Origin of the sequence: Sediminitomix flava (assembly GCF_003149185.1) — a bacterium.
Classification (GTDB): Bacteria; Bacteroidota; Bacteroidia; order Cytophagales; family Flammeovirgaceae; genus Sediminitomix; species Sediminitomix flava.
Genome location: NZ_QGDO01000011.1, coordinates 1 through 20,151 on the forward strand (window position 1 = coordinate 1; position 20,151 = coordinate 20,151).

General features: G+C 35.4%; 21 protein-coding genes. 6 read left to right on the forward strand and 15 right to left on the reverse strand.

What is annotated here, in order from left to right:
* Positions 1-652: 652 nt before the first annotated feature.
* Positions 653-1,387 (forward strand): hypothetical protein, encoded by a 735-nt coding sequence (locus BC781_RS24060; RefSeq protein ID WP_109622860.1) that lies wholly within the window; start codon positions 653-655, stop codon positions 1,385-1,387.
* Between the two features lie 76 nt (positions 1,388-1,463).
* Here BC781_RS24060 and BC781_RS24065 read toward each other — a convergent pair whose 3' ends face one another.
* The gene (locus BC781_RS24065; RefSeq protein WP_109622862.1) at positions 1,464-2,453 is read right to left on the reverse strand and encodes an aspartate-semialdehyde dehydrogenase; all 990 of its coding nucleotides are present in this window, start codon (positions 2,451-2,453) and stop codon (positions 1,464-1,466) included.
* A gap of 315 nt (positions 2,454-2,768) precedes the next feature.
* Here BC781_RS24065 and BC781_RS24070 point away from each other — a divergent pair, with 315 nt between their 5' ends.
* Complete coding sequence (locus BC781_RS24070) at positions 2,769-3,254, forward strand: energy transducer TonB (RefSeq protein ID WP_109622864.1); 486 nt, start codon at positions 2,769-2,771, stop codon at positions 3,252-3,254.
* A 41-nt stretch (positions 3,255-3,295) separates the two neighbouring features.
* On the opposite strand, the gene BC781_RS24075 is transcribed toward BC781_RS24070, so the two are convergent.
* Positions 3,296-3,697, reverse strand: coding sequence for a (deoxy)nucleoside triphosphate pyrophosphohydrolase (locus tag BC781_RS24075; protein WP_109622866.1), 402 nt, complete (start codon positions 3,695-3,697; stop codon positions 3,296-3,298).
* A 112-nt stretch (positions 3,698-3,809) separates the two neighbouring features.
* Between BC781_RS24075 and ruvC the strand changes: the two genes are divergently transcribed.
* Positions 3,810-4,373: a crossover junction endodeoxyribonuclease RuvC gene (gene ruvC, locus BC781_RS24080; RefSeq protein ID WP_109622868.1), complete on the forward strand. Its 564-nt coding sequence runs from the start codon at positions 3,810-3,812 to the stop codon at positions 4,371-4,373.
* A 24-nt stretch (positions 4,374-4,397) separates the two neighbouring features.
* Here ruvC and BC781_RS24085 read toward each other — a convergent pair whose 3' ends face one another.
* The 6 genes from BC781_RS24085 to BC781_RS24110 all read right to left on the reverse strand — a co-directional run bounded on the left by BC781_RS24085 (position 4,398) and on the right by BC781_RS24110 (position 9,893).
* Entirely contained in the window at positions 4,398-4,925 is a 528-nt protein-coding gene (locus BC781_RS24085; protein ID WP_109622870.1) for a DUF4269 domain-containing protein, read from the reverse strand.
* 36 nt (positions 4,926-4,961) lie between these two features.
* Positions 4,962-6,125, reverse strand: a complete 1,164-nt coding sequence (locus BC781_RS24090; protein ID WP_109622872.1) for an ABC transporter permease — start codon at positions 6,123-6,125, stop codon at positions 4,962-4,964.
* Positions 6,126-6,186: 61 nt separating this feature from the next.
* Positions 6,187-6,855 carry an XRE family transcriptional regulator gene (locus tag BC781_RS24095; protein ID WP_109622874.1) on the reverse strand — a complete coding sequence of 223 codons (669 nt, stop codon included), beginning with the start codon at positions 6,853-6,855 and terminating at the stop codon, positions 6,187-6,189.
* A gap of 106 nt (positions 6,856-6,961) precedes the next feature.
* Entirely contained in the window at positions 6,962-8,203 is a 1,242-nt protein-coding gene (locus BC781_RS24100) for a nucleoside recognition domain-containing protein (protein ID WP_109622876.1), read from the reverse strand.
* A 121-nt stretch (positions 8,204-8,324) separates the two neighbouring features.
* Positions 8,325-8,933: an OmpH family outer membrane protein gene (locus BC781_RS24105; protein ID WP_109622878.1), complete on the reverse strand. Its 609-nt coding sequence runs from the start codon at positions 8,931-8,933 to the stop codon at positions 8,325-8,327.
* A 210-nt stretch (positions 8,934-9,143) separates the two neighbouring features.
* Positions 9,144-9,893 carry a beta/gamma crystallin-related protein gene (locus tag BC781_RS24110; protein ID WP_109622880.1) on the reverse strand — a complete coding sequence of 250 codons (750 nt, stop codon included), beginning with the start codon at positions 9,891-9,893 and terminating at the stop codon, positions 9,144-9,146.
* Positions 9,894-9,973: 80 nt separating this feature from the next.
* Between BC781_RS24110 and BC781_RS24115 the strand changes: the two genes are divergently transcribed.
* Positions 9,974-12,010 (forward strand): BatA domain-containing protein, encoded by a 2,037-nt coding sequence (locus BC781_RS24115; RefSeq protein ID WP_109622882.1) that lies wholly within the window; start codon positions 9,974-9,976, stop codon positions 12,008-12,010.
* A 155-nt stretch (positions 12,011-12,165) separates the two neighbouring features.
* Positions 12,166-13,215 (forward strand): FAD:protein FMN transferase, encoded by a 1,050-nt coding sequence (locus BC781_RS24120; protein ID WP_109622884.1) that lies wholly within the window; start codon positions 12,166-12,168, stop codon positions 13,213-13,215.
* Between the two features lie 79 nt (positions 13,216-13,294).
* Here the strand turns inward: BC781_RS24120 and BC781_RS24125 are convergent, their stop codons facing one another.
* Positions 13,295-13,729 (reverse strand): hypothetical protein, encoded by a 435-nt coding sequence (locus BC781_RS24125; RefSeq protein WP_146201772.1) that lies wholly within the window; start codon positions 13,727-13,729, stop codon positions 13,295-13,297.
* 392 nt (positions 13,730-14,121) lie between these two features.
* On the opposite strand from BC781_RS24125, the gene BC781_RS24130 reads away from it, so the two are divergent.
* Positions 14,122-15,429 carry an anthranilate synthase component I family protein gene (locus BC781_RS24130; RefSeq protein WP_245935658.1) on the forward strand — a complete coding sequence of 436 codons (1,308 nt, stop codon included), beginning with the start codon at positions 14,122-14,124 and terminating at the stop codon, positions 15,427-15,429.
* A gap of 35 nt (positions 15,430-15,464) precedes the next feature.
* Here BC781_RS24130 and BC781_RS24135 read toward each other — a convergent pair whose 3' ends face one another.
* The 6 genes from BC781_RS24135 to BC781_RS24160 form a co-directional block, all read right to left on the reverse strand.
* Positions 15,465-15,926 carry a hypothetical protein gene (locus BC781_RS24135; RefSeq protein ID WP_109622888.1) on the reverse strand — a complete coding sequence of 154 codons (462 nt, stop codon included), beginning with the start codon at positions 15,924-15,926 and terminating at the stop codon, positions 15,465-15,467.
* Between the two features lie 14 nt (positions 15,927-15,940).
* A complete protein-coding gene (locus BC781_RS24140; protein WP_109622890.1) occupies positions 15,941-17,392 on the reverse strand; it encodes a BCCT family transporter in 1,452 nt (483 codons plus the stop codon).
* A 95-nt stretch (positions 17,393-17,487) separates the two neighbouring features.
* Positions 17,488-18,213, reverse strand: a complete 726-nt coding sequence (locus tag BC781_RS24145) for a head GIN domain-containing protein (RefSeq protein WP_109622892.1) — start codon at positions 18,211-18,213, stop codon at positions 17,488-17,490.
* A gap of 61 nt (positions 18,214-18,274) precedes the next feature.
* Positions 18,275-18,988 (reverse strand): head GIN domain-containing protein, encoded by a 714-nt coding sequence (locus BC781_RS24150; protein ID WP_109622894.1) that lies wholly within the window; start codon positions 18,986-18,988, stop codon positions 18,275-18,277.
* Between the two features lie 120 nt (positions 18,989-19,108).
* Positions 19,109-19,306: a hypothetical protein gene (locus tag BC781_RS24155; protein WP_109622896.1), complete on the reverse strand. Its 198-nt coding sequence runs from the start codon at positions 19,304-19,306 to the stop codon at positions 19,109-19,111.
* Positions 19,299-20,105, reverse strand: coding sequence for a hypothetical protein (locus BC781_RS24160; RefSeq protein WP_109622898.1), 807 nt, complete (start codon positions 20,103-20,105; stop codon positions 19,299-19,301). Before BC781_RS24160 ends, BC781_RS24155 begins: the two co-directional genes overlap by 8 nt.
* Positions 20,106-20,151 lie beyond the last annotated feature (46 nt).

Consider the following 20,151-nt stretch of genomic DNA (forward strand, 5'->3'; position numbering starts at 1 on the left):
ACTTACCTGATTACTACATAACTATTCTTTCAAAGAACTTTTGAGACTTTCTATCAGAATTTTAAAGCATTTAAAACTCTCAATCTCAATGTAAAAACTGACTTCTTCAGCCTCTATTTATTTCGTTTTCTGAGTCGTTTTCCTCAGAAGACGGATGCAAAGGTAAGAACTTTTTCTTTTCAACTCCAAAACTTTTTTCAAGTTTTTTTTTTGGAGTGTTTTGAGAAGCATTTCTTCAAAACCTTTACGCATGACATTGTTTTACGTCTTTTCAGTGAACGTTTTCACTGAAGACGGCTGCAAAGATAAGAGATTTAATTTGATCTTTCCAAATCTAATTTTGTTAAGCGATTTAAATAAAGTGAACTGACTTCATTTTCAGTATTTAAAGACTTAAGCTTTCTCTTATTTCTTTAGCAAACTTGTGTTTGAACCTTGTTTCCCAAGCGTGCTTCTCGTTTGAAGCGGGTGCAAAAGTGAGGGTTTTATTTGGACTGTGCAAACATTAAATGAATAAAATTTCACTCATAACATTTAACACACTGATTTTGTATTAGAAAAGTTACACATAGAATCTTCACTGCACTTTTTTTATACTTCGAGTTTCGTAAATTCGAAAAAAACATATTACCGTACACTAACTATATTAACAATGAAATTTGTATTTGTTTCATCTTTAATTTTGCTACTACTACAATCACTTTCTCTTTCTGCACAAGAGTTCAATTCTATTCAAGAAGTCGAAAACTACATGAAAACTCATGATGACTTCAAAAAGAGGATGGATGACGGTTGGTATAAAATCTATTTTGTAGAAGACAAAAAAGAAGAAAATTTAATTGAGGGCTTTGCCTTACTACATGATGGGTTTATTTCTCAAGTGTATTCTAAAGATGCTAACTACATCTTGAAGGTCCAATCAAATAATAGAGTTCACCATGGGAAAGGGACATTCTATGATTTGGTCTACGAAGAGACGGATAACATGGCTGAAGTAATTCCTCATCACAAATTCTCTGCATATTTTATTAAGAGTACAGTTGAGGAGAGTAACAAAAGCCCACACTTTGATGGCCATTGGATGGCATGGACTGATTGGTCTGGCGTAAATAAGAACCATGGCTATTTTATTTTCTTGAAAGAAAGTACTGCTGAAGAATACCAACTTGTTGGGTATTTGGACAAGCACACTGCTGACCAACCAAATTCATGTGTTCCTTCTGAAGGTGATTGGTTATACCTTCCGATGAAACAAGGGGAATATGATTATTTAGCGGTGAAAAATAGTGTAAAGGTTAATAGACATATGCCAACTAAATCGGGTAAGCTGAGAATTAAAGCTGACAATTGTCCTAAACTTTACCTTTCTAAGAAATTAAAATCATAATACTTTTTTAGGGGCAAAAGAAAAGGGATTCCAAAAATGGAATCCCTTTTTATATTTTTCGATTAATCTATAAAACTTAGATTAACTCATTTTTCACAAGGTATTCTGCGATTTGAACAGTATTGGTTGCAGCTCCTTTTCTAAGGTTGTCTGCCACAATCCACATATTCAAAGTATTTGCTTGAGACTCATCTCTTCTTAGACGACCAACAAAAGTTTCATCTTTATTATGCGCGGTCAATGGCATAGGATAAACATTATTTGCAACGTCATCTTGCACAATGATTCCATCTGCACTTTCTAAAATACTTCTCACTTCTTGAAGATCGAAATCCTCTTCAAACTCAACGTTTACAGATTCTGAGTGACCACCAATTGTAGGGATACGTACGGTAGTAGCTGTTACTTGAATAGTATCGTCACTTAGAATTTTCTTCGTCTCATTGATCATCTTCATTTCCTCTTTCGTATATCCATTATCCATGAATACATCAATATGAGGTAATACGTTAAGATCAATTTGGTGAGGATAAGCTTTTTCTCCTTCTACGCCTTTACGCTCATCCATTAACTGATCTACTGCTTTTTTACCTGAACCTGTTACTGACTGATAAGTAGATACCACAACACGCTTAATCTTATAACGGTCATGAAGTGGCTTTAATGCTACCACCATCTGAATAGTAGAACAGTTAGGGTTTGCAATAACCTTATCGTCTTTTGTTAACTCAGTAGCATTTACTTCTGGTACAATCAGCTTTTTGGTAGGATCCATTCTCCATGCTGAAGAATTATCAATTACTGTAGTTCCTACTTCAGCAAATTTAGGAGCAAACTCTAATGATGTACCTCCTCCTGCAGAGAAAATAGCTACATCTGGTTTTTCCTCAATTGCTTGTGGGATTGTAATAATCGTATATTCTTTTCCTTGGAATTCTACTTTTTTTCCAGCCGATCTTTCTGAAGCTACAAGCAGTAACTCATCAAACTGAAAATTTCTTTCTTGGATAACTCTGAGCATTTGCTCACCTACTAATCCTGTTGCGCCAACTAATGCTAGTTTCATTTTATTCGACGATTAAATTATCATATTCTCAAAAACAAAGTAAAAATAGAGTATTATTTTAAAATTATAAGCAGTAAAACCGTGATTTTTTTAAAACTTTTTGAAATGTGTTATAAAAATAACACTCTATAATAAAGTATGTTTGTTTTCATTCCTTCCAAATTCAAATCTGATTGCCTAACGTAATCACAAAGTATAATGTCGAAACTATTAAGTTTCATTAATTATGAAGACAGAACATATAAGTAGCTTCCACTTCAGATAAACTGAATTATTCTTATTTTTGGTTTAATGCATTAACGAAACCAAAAGGCTATGAATAAGAAATCATTTAAGATTTTTACTTTTTTGATATTGGTATTCACTTCTTTTCTGAGCAATGCTCAAGTAAAAGTTAATCCGAATATTAAATCCACTAGTGAAAAAACTATCCTTTATTATGTAGAACATTTCCCTGAAAGTAAAAGTGATCAAGTATACGACCTTAGTACAAGCGACCCTGCTGCACCACTTGGAGGAATGGGGTATTTTCTCAATCAACTTTATGATGAAGTGAAATACCCTAAACAAGCTGAAAAGAATAATGTATCGGGAAAAGTATTGGTCAGGTTTATTGTGGAAAAAGATGGTACTTTATCAAATATCGAAGTTGTAAAAGGCTTAGGTTATGGTTGTGATAAAGCATCTATCAAAGCAATTAAAAAAATGGGGAATTGGCGCCCTGCCGTTCATAAAGGAGAACGAGTAAGACAAAAGTGGCAACTCCCTATTGGTTTTGCACCGAGAAAACTAAGACAATAACCACATTTGAGTCTCCTTATCTTTCATCGATAAGGAGATTTTTATTTTTTAGTTTCCCTCATTAATAATTCTACAGTAGGAATATCTGCTTCTGCCCAAACTAAACTTTTAAGATTTTGGGGTGCCAACCAAATAGAACTTGCATGTTCATGTAATACAGGTTGTCCTTCTAAAATTTCAACTTCAAAAGTACTGAAATGCACAATGACCATTTCATACTCATGGGTATTGGAACAGATATGATTTTTCACTTTTACTCTACACCCTAATTCCTCCCAAATTTCTCTGACTAGACTTTCCTCTGCCTGTTCACCTTTCTCTATTTTACCTCCAGGAAATTCCCACAAATTGGGTAATGTCATATTTTCAGATCTTAAGGCACAAAAGATCTTACCGCTTTTATCTTTTATAACAGCACCGACCACATCAAATTCTTTTTTCATCAGTGTTCTCGTTTATATGTAATTCTAGAAAATAATAAGAAATCAGTTATAAACTTACTATGTTTCTTTAGGAGGACATATTCTAAAAAATATTTTTACGACCTTTGAAATTATGAAGGAGGTAAAGAAAGATAGGATCATACTAGGAATAGACCCCGGTACAAACGTAATGGGTTATGGCGTTATTCTTATTCAGAAAAACAAACCCAAACTTTTACAATACGGCGTTATTCACCTTCAGAAATATGGCGATCACTATACCAAACTTCAGAAAATCTATAAAAGAGTAGCTTCCATTATTGAAGAATTTGAACCCGATGAAGTTGCTTTAGAAGCTCCATTTTTCGGACAAAACGTTCAATCTATGCTCAAACTTGGCAGAGCACAAGGTGTTGCCATGTCAGCAGCCCTAAACAAAGGGATTCCAATCACTGAATATGCACCCAAAAAGGTAAAACAAGCAGTTACGGGAAGTGGACTTGCCTCTAAAGAACAAGTAGCTCGAATGCTGGAAAATATTCTTGGTTTTAAACTAAGAGAAAAAGAAATGCTTGATGCGACTGATGCCCTTGGTGTTGCTATCTGTCATTTCTATAATAATGGTGTCAATTTAAGTAAGGCTAAAAGTTGGGAGGCATTCTTGAAAGATAATCCTAATCGAATCAAGATAAAGTAGAACTTCAGTATTCTATTTTATCCTCTAATCTTCAAACTGTAAAAGTGCCTCATAAGGATTTCCCTCTAAACCTAATTCTTTGGCAAAGGCAGGTTCTGTTTTATACCCTTGTTTTTTCAATTCTATAATTTTCTTCCGAAATTCTTCACCTTTTTCTTCAATCAATTTAGCCTCCACAATCATATGTCTATAGGCATTCTGTTGTTTGGTGGGATTCTTCTGTCCAAAAATTTCGATTTCGAAACCAGCAATTTCAAAACTCGACACGACAGCTAAAGTTGATAACTTATGATTTTCCCAAATTTGAAATGTCGGTAAATCACCAAAAAGTCCTTCAATCTCTTTCCTAAAACTATCTTTATCCGAAAAGCAACAGATGATATCTAAGTCACTGCTTTCTATATCAATATTTATAGGTATTGTTCCTACCAAAATGGGTTGATACTTTTTCAGTTTTCCTAGAATATCATTATCGATCAACAGATTGAAAACTGCTTTTTGTTTTTCATTCCCTGCCTTCAGATAATTTATATCTTCAAAGTTTATATCCATTGCAATCCAACTTCACCCACAACCTCTTTTAACTATTTAAGAACGCATGGCTTCTGAAGGTTCAGTAATCGCACCGTACCAAGCAGGAATAATTGTAGCTGTGATATAAGGTACCACTGCCAAAGCAAGAATCATGAGTACATCTGACAAGTTGATAACAGGGAAAAGATTATATGATGGATACAATACTGACCAACCAATTAGGAATGGTTTTAACAAAGGCGCTTCAAAAATAAAAATATGAACGTAAGCCAAGATAATTCCCGTTAGGGTTGCCGAAAGAGAAATGATGGCACTTTCCCAAAGCTTCATCCAAAGTACATCTGAAATTTCCCAACCAATTCCTTTTAGTATTCCCAATTCTTTCTTCTCCTCATTACTCAAGCCAGAAGCTTTATCCCAAGCAAGAATCAAGAATGCGAGAATAGAAATAATAGAACCGTAAATGAAAATTCCTCCTCTCCAACCGAAAAGCGTTTCAAAAGTAGCCCTCAACTGATCTGAAGTCACTACCCGAATTCCTCCAAAACGTTGATCTATTTTCTTTCCGATATTCTCAACTTCATCTACATTATAAATTTCCAGGCTTATATCTGTGAACTGGTTTTGCTCCATTCCCAATACATTTCGAGCGGCGTCGGGATGAAGAATGATTAAATCTTTGGTCAATAAATCGGTATTGGCACTGAATGTTCCCACAATCTGAAAACGTTGCAAATGCCCTTCACTATCTTGAAGTCGGAAATAGTCTCCAATTTGTAAACCTCTTCCTTCTAAAAGACCTGTACCACAAAGTGCCATTTCTACACCAAGATCACCATCATGAATTGTTTCCAACATTTGTAGATGATTAGGTAACTTTTCATGTCCTAAAATAGTGAATACCGCTCCAGAAGATGTATCAAAATTATAGCCCCAAATTCTAGGAACTACAGATTTCACTCCTCTAATATCTTGCAAAGAATCTACCCAATTTTGGTTGACTAACTGTAGTCTTCCCCCTGCCAATTTTTGAACCCATAACTCAGGAATATCTTCCAACACCACTTGTGTTTCTTCCTTTAAAGAAGTAGTAAAAAACACAACTGAGGCAAAAAATCCGACCACAATCGTATAGACCAATATGATAGCGAGTTGCTTCTTCCAATGTCTCCCCAAAGACAATAATGCATACTCGAGTAGATTAAGTTGTTTGTTCATAGTCAATAAAAAAACGCCTACTTTTTGAATAGGCGTTTAATATAAGAATGAATATTTAATATCAGAATGAAATACGTTCGATACGTCCTTTTACTGCGTAAACTCCTAGTACTTGATCTTTCTGAACTTCGATATCATCGTAATGTTCATTTTCAGATACCAATCTGAAACACGTATCATCTTCGGCTTTACGGATATATTTCAGAAGTCTTTGCTCATTGGTTACAACTAGGTACATTTCGCCGTAATCAATAAAACCTGTATCGCTCAGTTTTTTACAAAGTACAATATCACCACTTTTTAAACGTGGGAACATTGAATCTCCCCAAACATTTACAGCAAAATCGCAATCAGAATAATTTGGTAGGTAGAAGAAATCTTTTACCATTTCGGCATTTTCTTCAAATACCAATGTATCTCCTGCTGTAGCCTCTATGTCAAAATGAGGAATTGCATTAGAATAATTAATACGCTTTTTCTCATCTTCTTCTTCTGAAAAGAACATTTTCCCTTTCCCAATGAATAGCCAATTCGGATTGAGATCAGGGTATGCTACAAAGAGTTTCTCTAATCGGGCAATACTGATTGATGACTGCCCCTTGATGATTTTTCCAATCATCCCGTTAGAGAGCCCCATCTGAAGTTCTAACTCTCTGTTCGTCAATTTCTGGTTAAAGAGAAATTCTCTCAAACGGACAGAAAAGCGATTTGCTGTAGCAAGATTTTCCATAACAAAAGAAAAATAAGGAATTACAAATAGGAAATATTCTAATTTTCTTGAAAATAAACTATATCCTAAACGAAATCAAAATATTCTCTAATTTTTTTCTAATTTTTTACGCTAACCATTCGAAAAATAGATAAGAAATTAGAATGGCAGCGATTACCCCCACAAAATCAGCCCATAAGCCACAAGTTACTGCATATCTTGTTTTCTTAATTCCTACAGATCCAAAGTAAACCGCAATGATGTACATTGTTGTATCTGTAGCGCCTTGCATTGTAGATGCTAAACGTCCTTGGAAAGAATCTGCACCATAAGACTCCATGATATCTACCATCAATCCTCTTGCTCCAGAACCACTTAATGGTTTCATCATAGCCACAGGTATTGTATCTACAAATTTAGGATCGAAACCAATAAACTCTACAGCTCTTTTTACCGCATCCATGATTAAGTCCATTGAACCAGATGCTCTAAAAATTCCGATAGCTACCAAAATTGCGACTAAGTAAGGGATGATAGTGATTGCGATATCGAAAGCACCTTTTGCTCCTTCCACAAACGCTTCGTAGACATTGACATTTCTATAAAAAGCCAAGCCCACAAAAGCTGTTATAATAGAGAAGAGAATTACACTACTCAAAGTCTGAGATACTACTTTTACTTGCTCTGGCGACATCTGTGAAAATGCGATAATGGTAAAAGCAATCAGAGCGACCAAACCACCCAAATAGGCAAGAATTACTGGTTGGAATAAATTAATTCGTTGGTAGATCGCTACTATGGTAAGTCCTGCTATTGTTGAAAATGCGGTTGCTAAAAGAATAGGGATAAATACATCTGCTGGATTTTCAGCTCCCATCTGTGCTCTGTATACCATAACAGAAATTGGGATCAGCGTAAGACCAGATGTATTTAAGGTCAAGAACATAATCATTGGGTCAGAAGCTGTATCTTTTTTGTCGTTCAGCTCTTGCATCTGCTTCATTGCTTTCAAGCCTAAAGGAGTTGCGGCATTGTCTAGCCCCAACATATTGGCTGCAAAGTTCATCACCATAGATGACATGGCTGGATGCCCTTGTGGAATAGCTGGGAAAATTCTTCTGAAAAATGGATCGACAAGTTTTGCCAAAATATTTACAGCACCACCTTTCTCTCCTACATTCATAATACCTAGCCAAAAAGCTAAAGTACCCGTAAGACCTATAGAAAGGTCAAAAGCTGTTTTTGACATATCGAATGTCATGTCAATAATATTCCCAAACACCTCCGTATCTCCCCAAAAAACCAACTTGATGGTTGCTACAGCAAATGCTATCAGAATAAATGCAACCCAGATATAATTCAAGACCATGAAATGAGTGTTGTTAAAAAATGAACGTATTTAGTTTTAGGTCAAAAAAAAACTTGTTCCCTACTACGGCTAGTTGTAGAGAACAAGTTTCTAAGTCGAAGAGTCTAAAAGTAATAGGTGATTACTTCTTCTCTGCCTCTGCTTCTTCAGCAGCCTCAGTCTTTTGCTCTTCTTCGTAAGCTTTGTTCAAACCTTCAATTACTGCTTCAGTGATATCTACAGTATTAGGCGTTGACCAAATAAGAGTAGCGTTAGCAGCATCTACACCAAGAACTACGCTAAAGTTTTGCGTTTTACAGTACTCGTCGATATATGCTTTTACTCTTTTTCTAATTTCTTCTCTCATCTCAACTTCTTCAGTCGCTAGACCTTGTGCTTGAGATTGTTGAGCTACAGCCAATTCGTCTCTTTTCAACAACAGTTCTTGTTGTTTCTTTTGCATGTCATTATTAGACATTAAGCCTGCTTGTGCTTTCTTTTGAAAACGGTCAAACTCTTGTTGAAGCTTTTGAGCTCTTGTCTGTAGTTGTTTCTCCCCTTTGTCTACTTTTTTACGGAAGTCCGCGAAACGGTCTTCAGCATAAGCATAATATGTAGATAAAGAATCGTTATTGATGATTGCGATCTTTTGTACATCCCCTTGAGCAGTTTGCACTGCACCTCCTTGTTGTTGACAAGCCGAAAACAGAGCCATCAAACCAAGTACCGTAACTATTAAAAACTTCTTCACTTGTACCTATGATTTATAATTCCTGTCAGAATAGTTTACCTAAAAAAAACAACAAGGATTATTCTTCCCGTTGAATACATTACCGAAAAGTATGATTTTTTTCGCCCATTGTCCAAATTTAGAAACTTAAAAAAGGTGAAAAAAAGAATCGGACTTTTACAGATTTCAAAGCCCGATTAAGATTTATTAGAATATTTTTAAAAACTTACATTACTCGACTCCTCTTATCTTATAATGTACTTTTCGGTAATACGGACGGAAATCTGTACCCGTATTTATATACATACTACCGAGCTTTTGTTCACTTACTCCATTGAGCTTGATTTTCTCAGAGCGAAGTACTTTTTCATCACCCCATGATTCTACAACAACATCAACCATTACTTCCGCTTCTATAGAACTCGGGTTTCTCAGATATACTTCCCCGCCATATATTCCTTTCTCTTCACTTAGAATAATCGTACTGAGTTGTGCTTTTGAAACACCTCTACTCTTGTAGATTTTCACCGAACTGATTTGGTCATCCCAATCAGGGTTAGCCTCTTCAGCACTCCAATTCCCTTGTATCTCCAGTCTTTCTCCTTGATAATTCTCTAATTTATAAACCACCGCCGTCCAACCAGGTGGTACACTTATCGAACTGATTCTATTGTACCATGGGTTAATTCTTGGTACAGTCCAATCTTCAGAAAGTATTACATTTTTCCCTTTAAATTCATGGAATTCGTATAAAACGACCCCTACTTGTCCCTGTTTTGTTTCTTGCGCTTGAATGTTTACGGAAAAAAGACTGAATAAAGCAACGAGAAGTACCCTTATCAGAAAAGGATACTTATTTTTGGTAAAGCCCTTCATATCAACAGATTGTTTTTCAGTAACTGAATTGTATTTTTCAATGAAAGAACATTTGAAAAAATGAAATAATTTCGCTCTCAAAGGTTCGAACTTAGTTTGTTGCATGAAGAATTGTTTTGTTGTCTTCCTTTATCGTTATTTAATATTGCAACTGCTGTCAGTGTAAATTAAAGCCAATAATAACTATGAGTTTTCTGATCCCGTCTGCCTTATATGCTTTAGCTTTGTTAGCTATCCCCATTATTATTCACCTTTTCAACTTCCAACGTGCCAAGAAGGTCTACTTTACCAATGTAGCTTTCCTAAAAGGGGTCAAACAAGTCACAAAGAATCGTAATCGATTGAAGCATATTCTGATTTTACTCAGTAGAATGGCATTTATGGCTTGTCTTATCATTGCTTTTGCAAGACCTATTTTACCTGTTGAAAATGGACAAGAAGTAAACTTAGGTAGAAATATCAGTGTATACCTTGATAACTCATTCTCCATGCAAAATGAACTGAGCAATCAGGCTGTCATGGATATTGGAAAGGATTATGTAGAACAGATCACTAATATCTTTTCTGACAAAGGCTTATACCAACTCATCGATAACTCATTTAGTGGAAACTCCTATTATTTTACAGAATCAACTCGATTAAAAGATAAGTTGGCGGAGTTAGACTATAGCAATATTAGTAGAGGTTTACAGCAAGTCTACGACAAGCAAAGCAATGTACTAAGAAGCTATGCTGAGGCTCCTTCAAATCAAATTTTCTGGATTTCAGATTTTCAAAAATCATCTGTAGGCGACCTTTCTGCACTAAAAACAGACACTTTAAATAAATTTTATATTATTCCTCTTTCTCCAGATCCTGCTCCTAACTTATTTGTAGATTCTGTTTGGTTGGAAAGTCCATTCATCAAAGCAAGAGAAAATAATATTCTTCATGCTAAAGTTGTAAATAGCGGTACTGATGATATTGTTGATCGACAAATCAAGCTCTTTGTTGGTGACGTTCAGGTATCGAGCTCCAATGTGAGTATTGAAGCAGGCAGTGATCAAACCATAGAAATGACCTTTGCTGTAAATCAGAAAGGGCAACATGCCTGTAGACTTAGTATTGAAGATTATCCGATTACTTTTGACAACGACTATTTCTTTGTGGTGAAAGTTGCTCCTCAGATCAATATTGTAGCCGTTACAGAAACGGATCAAGGCTATTTGAAAGGCGTTTATGGTAATGAAGATTTCTTCAACCTAACCGTTTATACAACTAAAAATGTAAACTACAACGCACTTTCAGAAGCTGACTTAATTATACTCTCTAATCTACCTAACATTAATTCTACACTCTCAAAAGAAATTAGCAAAGCTTTTCAGAAAGGTAAAAACATTGTGGTCTTCCCTTCTGAAAAAGCAGATTTCAAATCTTATTCGGCTAGTCTTGGAATGAATTTCAAAGCTGTAAATCAAGGTGGAGAACCCGCTCAAATCGGTATTCAGCCTCCTTCAGAAGAAATTCCATTTTTCAAGGATGTATTTGAAGATGTATCTCCTCGTATGAATATGCCTCAAGCAGCGCCTGTTTGTTATTGGAATTTGAGAGGAAACAACCTTTTAAAACTTAGAAATGACCGTCCATTTTTTAGTGAAGTTCCTGTCGGAGAAGGCAAGTTATTCCTATTTGCTTCACCACTAAATAATGATTTTACAAACTTCCATCAGCATGCGCTATTTGTGCCTGTAATGTATAATATGGCCATTGGCAGTAAAACCAAAGCCGTAAAACTAGCTTACTCTTTTGATGGTACACTTGCCAAAGTAGATGTTAAAGACCTAAAGCCAAACGATGTCGTTAAACTAACACATGGGGAAACAGAGCTTATTCCCGCTCAAAAGATATTTGCAAATTCTTTAACGATAGATATTCCTAAAGGAAAATTACCTGCAGGAATTTATGAAGTAAAATCAGCCGAAACAGACCTAACTTACAATCTAGTCGCGTTCAATTACCCTAGAGAAGAATCTTTGCTTGACTATTACACGACTAGCGAACTACAGAAGATTTTTGAATCAAAACCGAATGTACAAGTCTTTTCAGACCTCCAACAAGAAAGTTTTACTCGTACATTTAGTGAGAAAAATAAAGCTCAGCCTTTATGGAGGTACTTCCTTATCGCTAGTATTCTTTTCTTGATTATTGAAGTTCTGATTATTCGCTTCTGGAAAACGACATAAAACATTCAAACGAAGGAAAGAACAAAACCCTGTATAATACACTTAAAATTATACAGGGTTTCTTTTTAAGAATTGATAATTCAATTGAGCCAGTTATCCTCTGATTTTTTGGCTAACTTTAGTCCGAAATTAAAACTATTAATTCGTAATAAACTATGGCAAGACAGACTCATTCAAAAGAAGAACTTCGTAAAAGGAATCTGATCTATTCCTTCATTCTTTTCGGTCTAATAGGCGCTGTTTGGTTATATAGAAACGTCATTTCTCCAGAAAAACCGACGCATTTTTATGTAAAAGGCATCACTATGGGAGTTGTTCCTTATAATGTCAAATACATCGATGAAGAAAGTCGTGATTTTAGAGAGCCAATTGACGACCTACTTGTTGCTTTCAATCAATCTCTTTCGACGTACATTCCAGATTCAGAAATTTCGACTTTTAATAAAAGCAATGAATTCAACTTTACATCAAACTTCTTCTACCCTGTATTGGTAAGAGGAGAAGAAATCTATAAAGAAACTAAAGGAGCGTTTGACCCTACGATACAACCGCTGGTGAATAGATGGGGATTTGGACCTGAGGAGGAAGATAAAATTCCGACACAAGCTGAGGTAGACTCGTTAAAAGAGTTAGTAAATTATTCGAAAATACACTTCGATAAAAAAGGGGTTAAAAAAGACGATCCAAGAATGCAACTTGACTTCAGTGCTATTGCAAAAGGATATGCCGTTGATCTTGTGGCTGATCTTCTCAGAGAAGAAGGTATCAACAACTTTATGGTTGAAATCGGAGGTGAATTAGTTTGCGGAGGAATAAATGAAAAAGGTAAACCTTGGCTTATCGGGATTGATAATCCTGAAGCAAAAGGGGCGCAAGATGGAATTGCTTATGTTCGTATCTCTGATAAAGCATTAGCTACTTCAGGGAATTACCGTAACTTCTATGAGAAAGACGGGAAAAAGTATTGGCATACCATTGATCCTCGTACAGGCTATCCTGCAAAAAGTAATATGATTTCAGCTTCCGTAATCACAAATGATTGTATGTCTGCAGATAGTTATGCTACAGCTTTTATGGTGATGGGCTTCGAAGAGGCTAAAGCTCTCGTCGAAAAAAATAAAGACTTGGAAGCTATCCTGATCTATGATAACAATGGCGAACTTGGTGTTTATACAAGTAACGGAGCTAAAGCTATGATGAAATAGATCTTCTCTCAATTTTCAAAAAAACAAAAAGAGGTATTCTGAAAAGGATACCTCTTTTTGTTTTTCTATGCTTTTTAGCCTAGGCTTTTTTTCTTCTTTTCATCTGCTTCAGAACAGTTTTTCTTTCCTTATTCAACTTCTGAATTTTTTGTTGCACACTTGCAAAATCATTCTTCCCTTCATCAATTCGCAACAAAAGTGCCTTCTCATAATACTCGAAAGCCATATCATACAATCCGTTCAGAGCAAGGTAATCACCTTTTAGCTCCATATTGAGTGCAGTTTCTTTGATTGCAATTGAATTCTCTAGCCACACATAAGCCTCATTCATGTTTGTTTTCCACTCAATACAAATTCGAGCAGCTTCAGCAGGGGTTCTCCAGTCACTTACTTTAGCGGCTGCGACCTCTTTTCTAAGAGTTTTCACCCAATCCTTTTCGGTTTTTTCGGCAAAAGCTGAAAGTGAAACAAACATCAACAATACGGATACGCAAGTAGCAATGAACTTTTTCATAATAGTGATTAAATAAGATAATTTTGACACTGACGATTATAATTTGACTTTATAGCCTTCTGACACTGAATACTTTAATAATTATTGGCTATGTGATTAACTAAGATTCCAAACTTGTGCCACAAAATTATAAACCACTGATTTTCAATATATAAAATCAAATTATCATCAAAATTTGTCTCACTTTAGTATCCGTAAATGTGACATAGCTGTACATTTCCGAACAAAAGAATTAGCATTGCCCTAAATGTTCTTCAGACTTATCTGTAAAAGGATTCCTATTGTGACTCAAAAAATTTAAATTTGCGTTTTCTTATTGTAAAAAGTTTAGGCTAAGCTTCTGATTTAAAGCAAAGAAAGACTTAATTAGGAGTTTCTAAAAAGATAATAAAATGGGTGTTGTAGGTGTAAGAAGTGATCTTGGAAAGTGGCTTTCATTTGAAATATCTAATATGGATATGTTCAAAAAGAAAGCACTACAGTGGGCGATGTCTTTTGACGTCTTCTCTTTCCTTGAACACAACAATATTTCATACCCTAATCAACCTTTTGAAAACCTCCTTGCTGTAGGCGTAAAAAGTACTTGTTCTTTTGAGCAAGGTGATACTTTTGAGACACTTCAAAAATTCCACAATCTTCAAAAATCTTGGTTATTCGGTTTCTTCACCTATGATCTTAAAAATGAGGTTGAAGATTTAGAAAGTCATAACCCCGATAGTGTTGACATGCCTAAAGCTCATTTCTTTCAACCAAAGCATTTGTTTAGGTTCTCAGATACACATGTTGACCTTCTCACAGATGAAAATCATGAAGAGATTATTTCTCAAATTGAAAAACTAAACTTTGAGGAAAAAAATACGGCTTTTCAGATTCCTGTTACTCAAAAAATAAATAGAGATCGATACCTAGAAAAAGTAAGGAAAGTTCAACAGCATATCGTTGAAGGCGATGTTTATGAACTTAACTTTTGCATGGAGTTTTTTGCTGAAGAGGTAAATGAAGATCCTTTAGATTTCTTCCTTCAATTGAACGCTCTTTCCCCAATGCCTTTCGCATCTTTTTTAAGAGTTCATGATAAATTTTTGATTTCAGCTTCTCCAGAAAGGTTTTTACGTAAAATCGGACAGAAGCTGATCACACAACCTATCAAAGGGACTATCCGACGAGGAAAAGACGCTGAAGAGGATAAATTGCTTCGTTATCAGCTTCGTAATGATGAAAAAGAAATTGCGGAGAATATGATGATCGTTGACCTTGTTAGAAACGACCTTGCTCGTTCTTCTCATTTCGGGACAGTAAAAGTGGCTGAACTTTTCGGGATTTATGCTTTCCGTCAAGTCCATCAAATGATTACAACTGTAGAATCTCAATTACGAGAAGAATATGGTTTTGCAACAGCCATAAAAAATGCATTCCCAATGGGAAGTATGACAGGCGCTCCCAAAGTTATGAGCATGGAGCTAATCGAGAAATACGAAGAAAGCAAAAGAGGTTTGTATTCGGGATCGGTCGGTTACATCACTCCAGAAGGAGATTTCGACTTTAATGTAGTCATCCGAAGTCTACAGTATAACACATCCAATAAATATCTTTCTTTCCAAGTTGGTGGTGCCATCACAATTGATGCTGTTCCCGAAAAAGAATATGAGGAATGTTTATTAAAGGCTAAGGCTATTATGAATTTATTGAATCAGAAGTAAAGCAGCCCTCCAAAAGTTCACACTAAACGCTACTTTTAGTTGATATCGACAGGTATTATCATTTGTGATATTTTCTTTTCGCCTGTACTTGAGATAAAAGGACTAAACTCTACATTAACTTCTTTAATTGCTTCTATCACTCGATAATCAATCAAAGAATCAATTCCTTTGATAACCTGATAATTTGATACGATTCCTAAAGTATCAATTTGCAAACCTATATAAACTTTCCCTTCATAATCTGTCCTTCCATAGGGGTATCTAAAAACTTTCTTTACCATTTCAACATAAGCTTGCAATCCAATTTTAGGCTCATTGTAGGGCTTTGTCAAATCTAAAGGAAGTTCTATTTTTTCAATTGGGTACGAACAATCAGTTGTAACAACATTAGGTAAAACCACTACACCCTCCTTTATTGAAAGCTGATCATCTTCTTTACAACTCAATAATGCCAGTTGCAATAAGGAAAGTACAATAAACTCTTTTCTAATATTCATCACAAAAAAATCATTTATCTAATCTTCTGCCACAATTTCCAACACAATCCCAACATAATAAAACCCATTGGAAAAGCAGATAGAATCAGAAGATTACTAGCTGTTTGAAGTACTTGTTGCCCACTGATGTAAAGCATTGTCATTGTCAGAAGAGGAAAGAGAATCCCCCAAAAAACACGTAGTAATTTCGATGGGACTTCATTTCCTTTACTACTCATCATACTTAATACATATGTCGCAGAATCTATTGATGTAATAAGGTATGTTCCTAATAAAATGATGGTAACTACTTTAAGAATTAAGCCATTTGGCAAGAAACCAAAGAATAGAAATAAAGACGAAAATAAATCGGTCAATTGATTCGGTTCTGCAATTTCACCTGTACCAATCAGATTAAACGCACTACCACCAAAGACTGCAAACCAAATGCAACTTCCCAAAGTTGGAACGATCAATACTCCTGTAACAAATTCCCTAATCGTTCTACCCTTTGATATTCGTGCGATAAAGATGCCTGTAAATGGTGCCCAAGCCAACCAAAAAGCCCAATAGAATACTGTCCAATCTTTTACAAAAGAAGGATTCCCATTATAAAAACCTGTATCTATACTCAAGATGAAAAACTCTTTGAGGTAGGCAAATAATCCAATCCCGAAAGCAACAACAATAGCCCAGATATTACTCTGAATAAACACATAGATCATCAAACCTAAAGAAAGAATAATATTTAGGTTAGAAAGCCATTGAATCCCTTTACTAATTCCTGTAAGTGCTGAAATCAAAGACAACAAACCTACTACTGAAATAAGCATGAAAACCGTTTTAGCCGATGCTAATTCTGGGAAAACTTGTCTCACTCCTTCCATCAATTGCGAACTCCCCAAACCAAGAGCTGCAACTACACCAAAAATTGTAGCGATAGCCGTTAATATGTCTGGCAGTTTTTCTCCTAGTTTCGATCTAAGGTTTAGAATCTCTCCTGTAGTAAATGCGTCCTTTTTGCTATATCTGAAATATGCGATGACTAAACCAAAAACAGCATAAAATCCCCAGGCGGTAAATCCCCAATGGAAAAAGGCATATTTCATCGCTTCTTCTACTGCTAAAAGATGTGGCAATTTTTCTCCACCTACAGGATTCAAATAATAATAACTCGGCTCTTGAGTAGCCCTAAGCAATAAGCCCGATCCCATTCCTGCACTATACAACATGGCAATCCACGAGAAGTAAGAATACTCAGGCTTAGAATTTCCAAGCTGTACTCGCCCATATTTTGAGATGGCTAAAACCACACAAAACAGTACAAAGAATAATCCTACAAAAAGATAAAACCATCCGAAATGAGAACGGAGGAACTGATTGGCAAGATTGGTTGATTGCCACAATTCTTCTGGAAAAAATATACCTGTAAGAATAAAAATCAGACTGATTCCTACAGCCCCTGCCGTCACTTTCTTGTCAATCATAATTACTTAGTAAAAAGATACAGTCTGAAAGTTACAAAAAAGGAGTAAGCCAACTAAATGACTTACTCCTCCATTATATCTAAATCTATTGTAGATTATTTTATCTTCTTAACCGCTGAGCTACCTGTTGTAGATTCCTCAATTTTTGGTTCTCCCTTGTAATATACAATAGACGACCCCGATAGACTTGCTGTAAGTGTTTCAGTAGCAAATACTCTAGATACACTGCTTCCACTTTGTTGTGCAGTCACATCTTTTACTTCCATATCTTCTGTATCTACTTCACTATCTCCAGACATTGAAATCGTCAACTCACTTGCTATTCCAACTTCAACATCAAATTTTGATTCACCAGAAAGACTCACTTCTACTTCATTTGCTAGTAAACTCTCTGCCGAAATATGAGCATCACCACTCGCTGCTACTGCTAATTCATCTATATCAAATGGATTTACCATAAAAATCTTTGAAGCGCCAGAAGCACTCAACTCTTTTATCATCGGGCTAGTAATATAAATCTCAAGTCCATCACTCTTGCTAACATTCTTATCGTACTTAAACTTTAAAATATTATCTCCTGAAATAACAAGGTCTAAATTATCGATTATATTAGACTGACCTACTATTTTAAGACTTGTAAGCTCAGACTGCTGAATAAATACTTTCATATCATATCCTACAGATACACCTTCTATATTATCTATTGGATGCTCAACTTCAATTTTCTCTCCTTCTCCAATAATATTATGTTTTTCATCATCACAAGCAGTAAATACTACGAATAAGAGTGATAAGATCGATAACAGATTTAACTTTTTCATGTTTGATTGTTTTTAATAGTTTATAATTTCAATAATTAGGTTTGTCATAAATTTTGGAAACTTAATCTCTAATTTGAATTACATTTCCACTACCAGAGACCCGCTTTGTAACCTCTGGGTTGCCTCGATAATATATATTACCACTTCCGTCAATATTCGCCTCTAGTTCAGTACTTACATTTAAATTTGCTGAACCAGAACCACTAATTGAAGCTTTACATTTTTCTACCTCTAATTCATCAGCTCTTATTTGTCCTGAACCAGCTATGTTACTCTCTAAAAAGTTGCCTGTTCCTTCAACCTCAATTGAACCCGAGCCAGAAATTGCTGCTTTTACATTCTGAGCTATTGTTTTTACACTTACTCTCCCAGAGCCATCCACACCTAAGTCAATATTATCTGAATCCAAAGTCTTTAAAGAATAGATTTTTCCCGAACCAAAAACTTTTAAACGTCTCAAATCTTCTTGAGTCTTGATGTAAAACTGTATGCCTTTATGGTCCTTCACACTTCTACCGAAATCAATTCTCAGAATGTTATCTCTCATTATCAATTCTACGTTATCTATGACATTTTCCTGTCCGACAACTGTGAATTCTGATACCTCCGATTGTTCGATATAAACATCTCCAGCAAGTTTCAGATCAATACCTTCTATTCCCGAAAGCTCATAACTTACTTGGATTGGCTCTCCTTCTCCCTTAATCCCACATGAAGAAAAAGTAAACACACCTAGGATAAACGCGATTGTATATAGTCTCTTAGAAATTCTCATTTTTTAATCTTATTTGTCTCTAAGTAGACTTCAGAAAAAAATACCCCTATTGAAAACTGAAAAAATTTTAAGTTTTTTCTTAAGCACAAAAAAAGAGACCTATTTATGTAGGTCTCTTTCTTATTGTCCTTCTTTCAAACGCTTGAAATACTCGGCTATACGTTGTTCTTCATCTGTTGGATCATGTTTGATCTGAAAATGATTTTCTCTGGTACGTGCGCCTAAAGTTTTAAACTTTTTGTACTTGATCTTATTTTGCGCTTGATCAATCTTTTGATACAATTTCTGGAATTCGAAATCCAATTCTCCTTTATCCATTCTGGGCTAAATTTTTAAGCTCTTCAAATGTTTTTCGTTGTAAACTCTGTTGGATAGCTCTGCGGATATTAACATCTAAACTCTGCCATTTATTCATCCGCATTAGCATCACGAGAATACCTTTATGTTTACGGAAATTTTTGTTTTGGGTAGAGAAAAAAGTGCGTAAAGTCCACGCATCCTTTGACTCATTCATGTCTAATTTACATAGAAAATCATAAAAATTATTCAATTCTAATTCATTAGGCATCTGAATATTATTCGCGTTCGGTCTATGCTGGCTCACAGCTTTTCCCTCATTCACACTTGCACTATACTGGCTCAATGCATCAGAAGAATACTTGTTCTGCCCCAACAAATTATCTAAGGTTTGTTTCTTTACTCGCTGACGCCTTGCTACTTGTTGTGCTCGGGCAGAAGAAATCAATATTTCAAGCTCATAAATCTTTTCCGAAATAGATTTACGAAGTATAATTTCATCTGTTGAAAGACCTAATTCAGTAGCTTCTTCAAGCAAATCTTCCAATTTCTTCTGATCGGGATTAGCTGCTAAAAACTGCTCTTGTTCTTCATGAATTTCTTCCATTTTACCCAACTCGCTTACAATACCTTTCATGTAAACGACCGCAACCTCAACCTCTCCTCCAAACATTCCACAAATCCATTGGAAATGAGATTTGATAGCCTTGCCTCGGTAAGCTCCTTGCAGTTCATTAAAAACTGCAAACCCTTCCATGTAAGCCTTCGCCAACTCTTTGTGTTTGGTTATGATTGTATGATAAAATTGCTCGAAATCCATTTCAGTAATAACAGACTTTTCCCTCAAATGCTAAAGCTCATTGAAA

Coding starts and splice junctions, on each gene's coding strand:
- BC781_RS24060 (WP_109622860.1), top strand. CDS start 653: ATGAAATTTGTATTTGTTTCATCTTTAATTTTGCTACTACTACAATCA.
- BC781_RS24065 (WP_109622862.1), bottom strand. CDS start 2,453: ATGAAACTAGCATTAGTTGGCGCAACAGGATTAGTAGGTGAGCAAATG.
- BC781_RS24070 (WP_109622864.1), top strand. CDS start 2,769: ATGAATAAGAAATCATTTAAGATTTTTACTTTTTTGATATTGGTATTC.
- BC781_RS24075 (WP_109622866.1), bottom strand. CDS start 3,697: ATGAAAAAAGAATTTGATGTGGTCGGTGCTGTTATAAAAGATAAAAGC.
- ruvC (WP_109622868.1), top strand. CDS start 3,810: ATGAAGGAGGTAAAGAAAGATAGGATCATACTAGGAATAGACCCCGGT.
- BC781_RS24085 (WP_109622870.1), bottom strand. CDS start 4,925: ATGGATATAAACTTTGAAGATATAAATTATCTGAAGGCAGGGAATGAA.
- BC781_RS24090 (WP_109622872.1), bottom strand. CDS start 6,125: ATGAACAAACAACTTAATCTACTCGAGTATGCATTATTGTCTTTGGGG.
- BC781_RS24095 (WP_109622874.1), bottom strand. CDS start 6,855: ATGGAAAATCTTGCTACAGCAAATCGCTTTTCTGTCCGTTTGAGAGAA.
- BC781_RS24100 (WP_109622876.1), bottom strand. CDS start 8,203: ATGGTCTTGAATTATATCTGGGTTGCATTTATTCTGATAGCATTTGCT.
- BC781_RS24110 (WP_109622880.1), bottom strand. CDS start 9,893: ATGCAACAAACTAAGTTCGAACCTTTGAGAGCGAAATTATTTCATTTT.
- BC781_RS24115 (WP_109622882.1), top strand. CDS start 9,974: ATGAGTTTTCTGATCCCGTCTGCCTTATATGCTTTAGCTTTGTTAGCT.
- BC781_RS24120 (WP_109622884.1), top strand. CDS start 12,166: ATGGCAAGACAGACTCATTCAAAAGAAGAACTTCGTAAAAGGAATCTG.
- BC781_RS24125 (WP_146201772.1), bottom strand. CDS start 13,729: ATGAAAAAGTTCATTGCTACTTGCGTATCCGTATTGTTGATGTTTGTT.
- BC781_RS24130 (WP_245935658.1), top strand. CDS start 14,122: ATGGGTGTTGTAGGTGTAAGAAGTGATCTTGGAAAGTGGCTTTCATTT.
- BC781_RS24135 (WP_109622888.1), bottom strand. CDS start 15,926: ATGAATATTAGAAAAGAGTTTATTGTACTTTCCTTATTGCAACTGGCA.
- BC781_RS24140 (WP_109622890.1), bottom strand. CDS start 17,392: ATGATTGACAAGAAAGTGACGGCAGGGGCTGTAGGAATCAGTCTGATT.
- BC781_RS24145 (WP_109622892.1), bottom strand. CDS start 18,213: ATGAAAAAGTTAAATCTGTTATCGATCTTATCACTCTTATTCGTAGTA.
- BC781_RS24150 (WP_109622894.1), bottom strand. CDS start 18,988: ATGAGAATTTCTAAGAGACTATATACAATCGCGTTTATCCTAGGTGTG.
- BC781_RS24155 (WP_109622896.1), bottom strand. CDS start 19,306: ATGGATAAAGGAGAATTGGATTTCGAATTCCAGAAATTGTATCAAAAG.
- BC781_RS24160 (WP_109622898.1), bottom strand. CDS start 20,105: ATGGATTTCGAGCAATTTTATCATACAATCATAACCAAACACAAAGAG.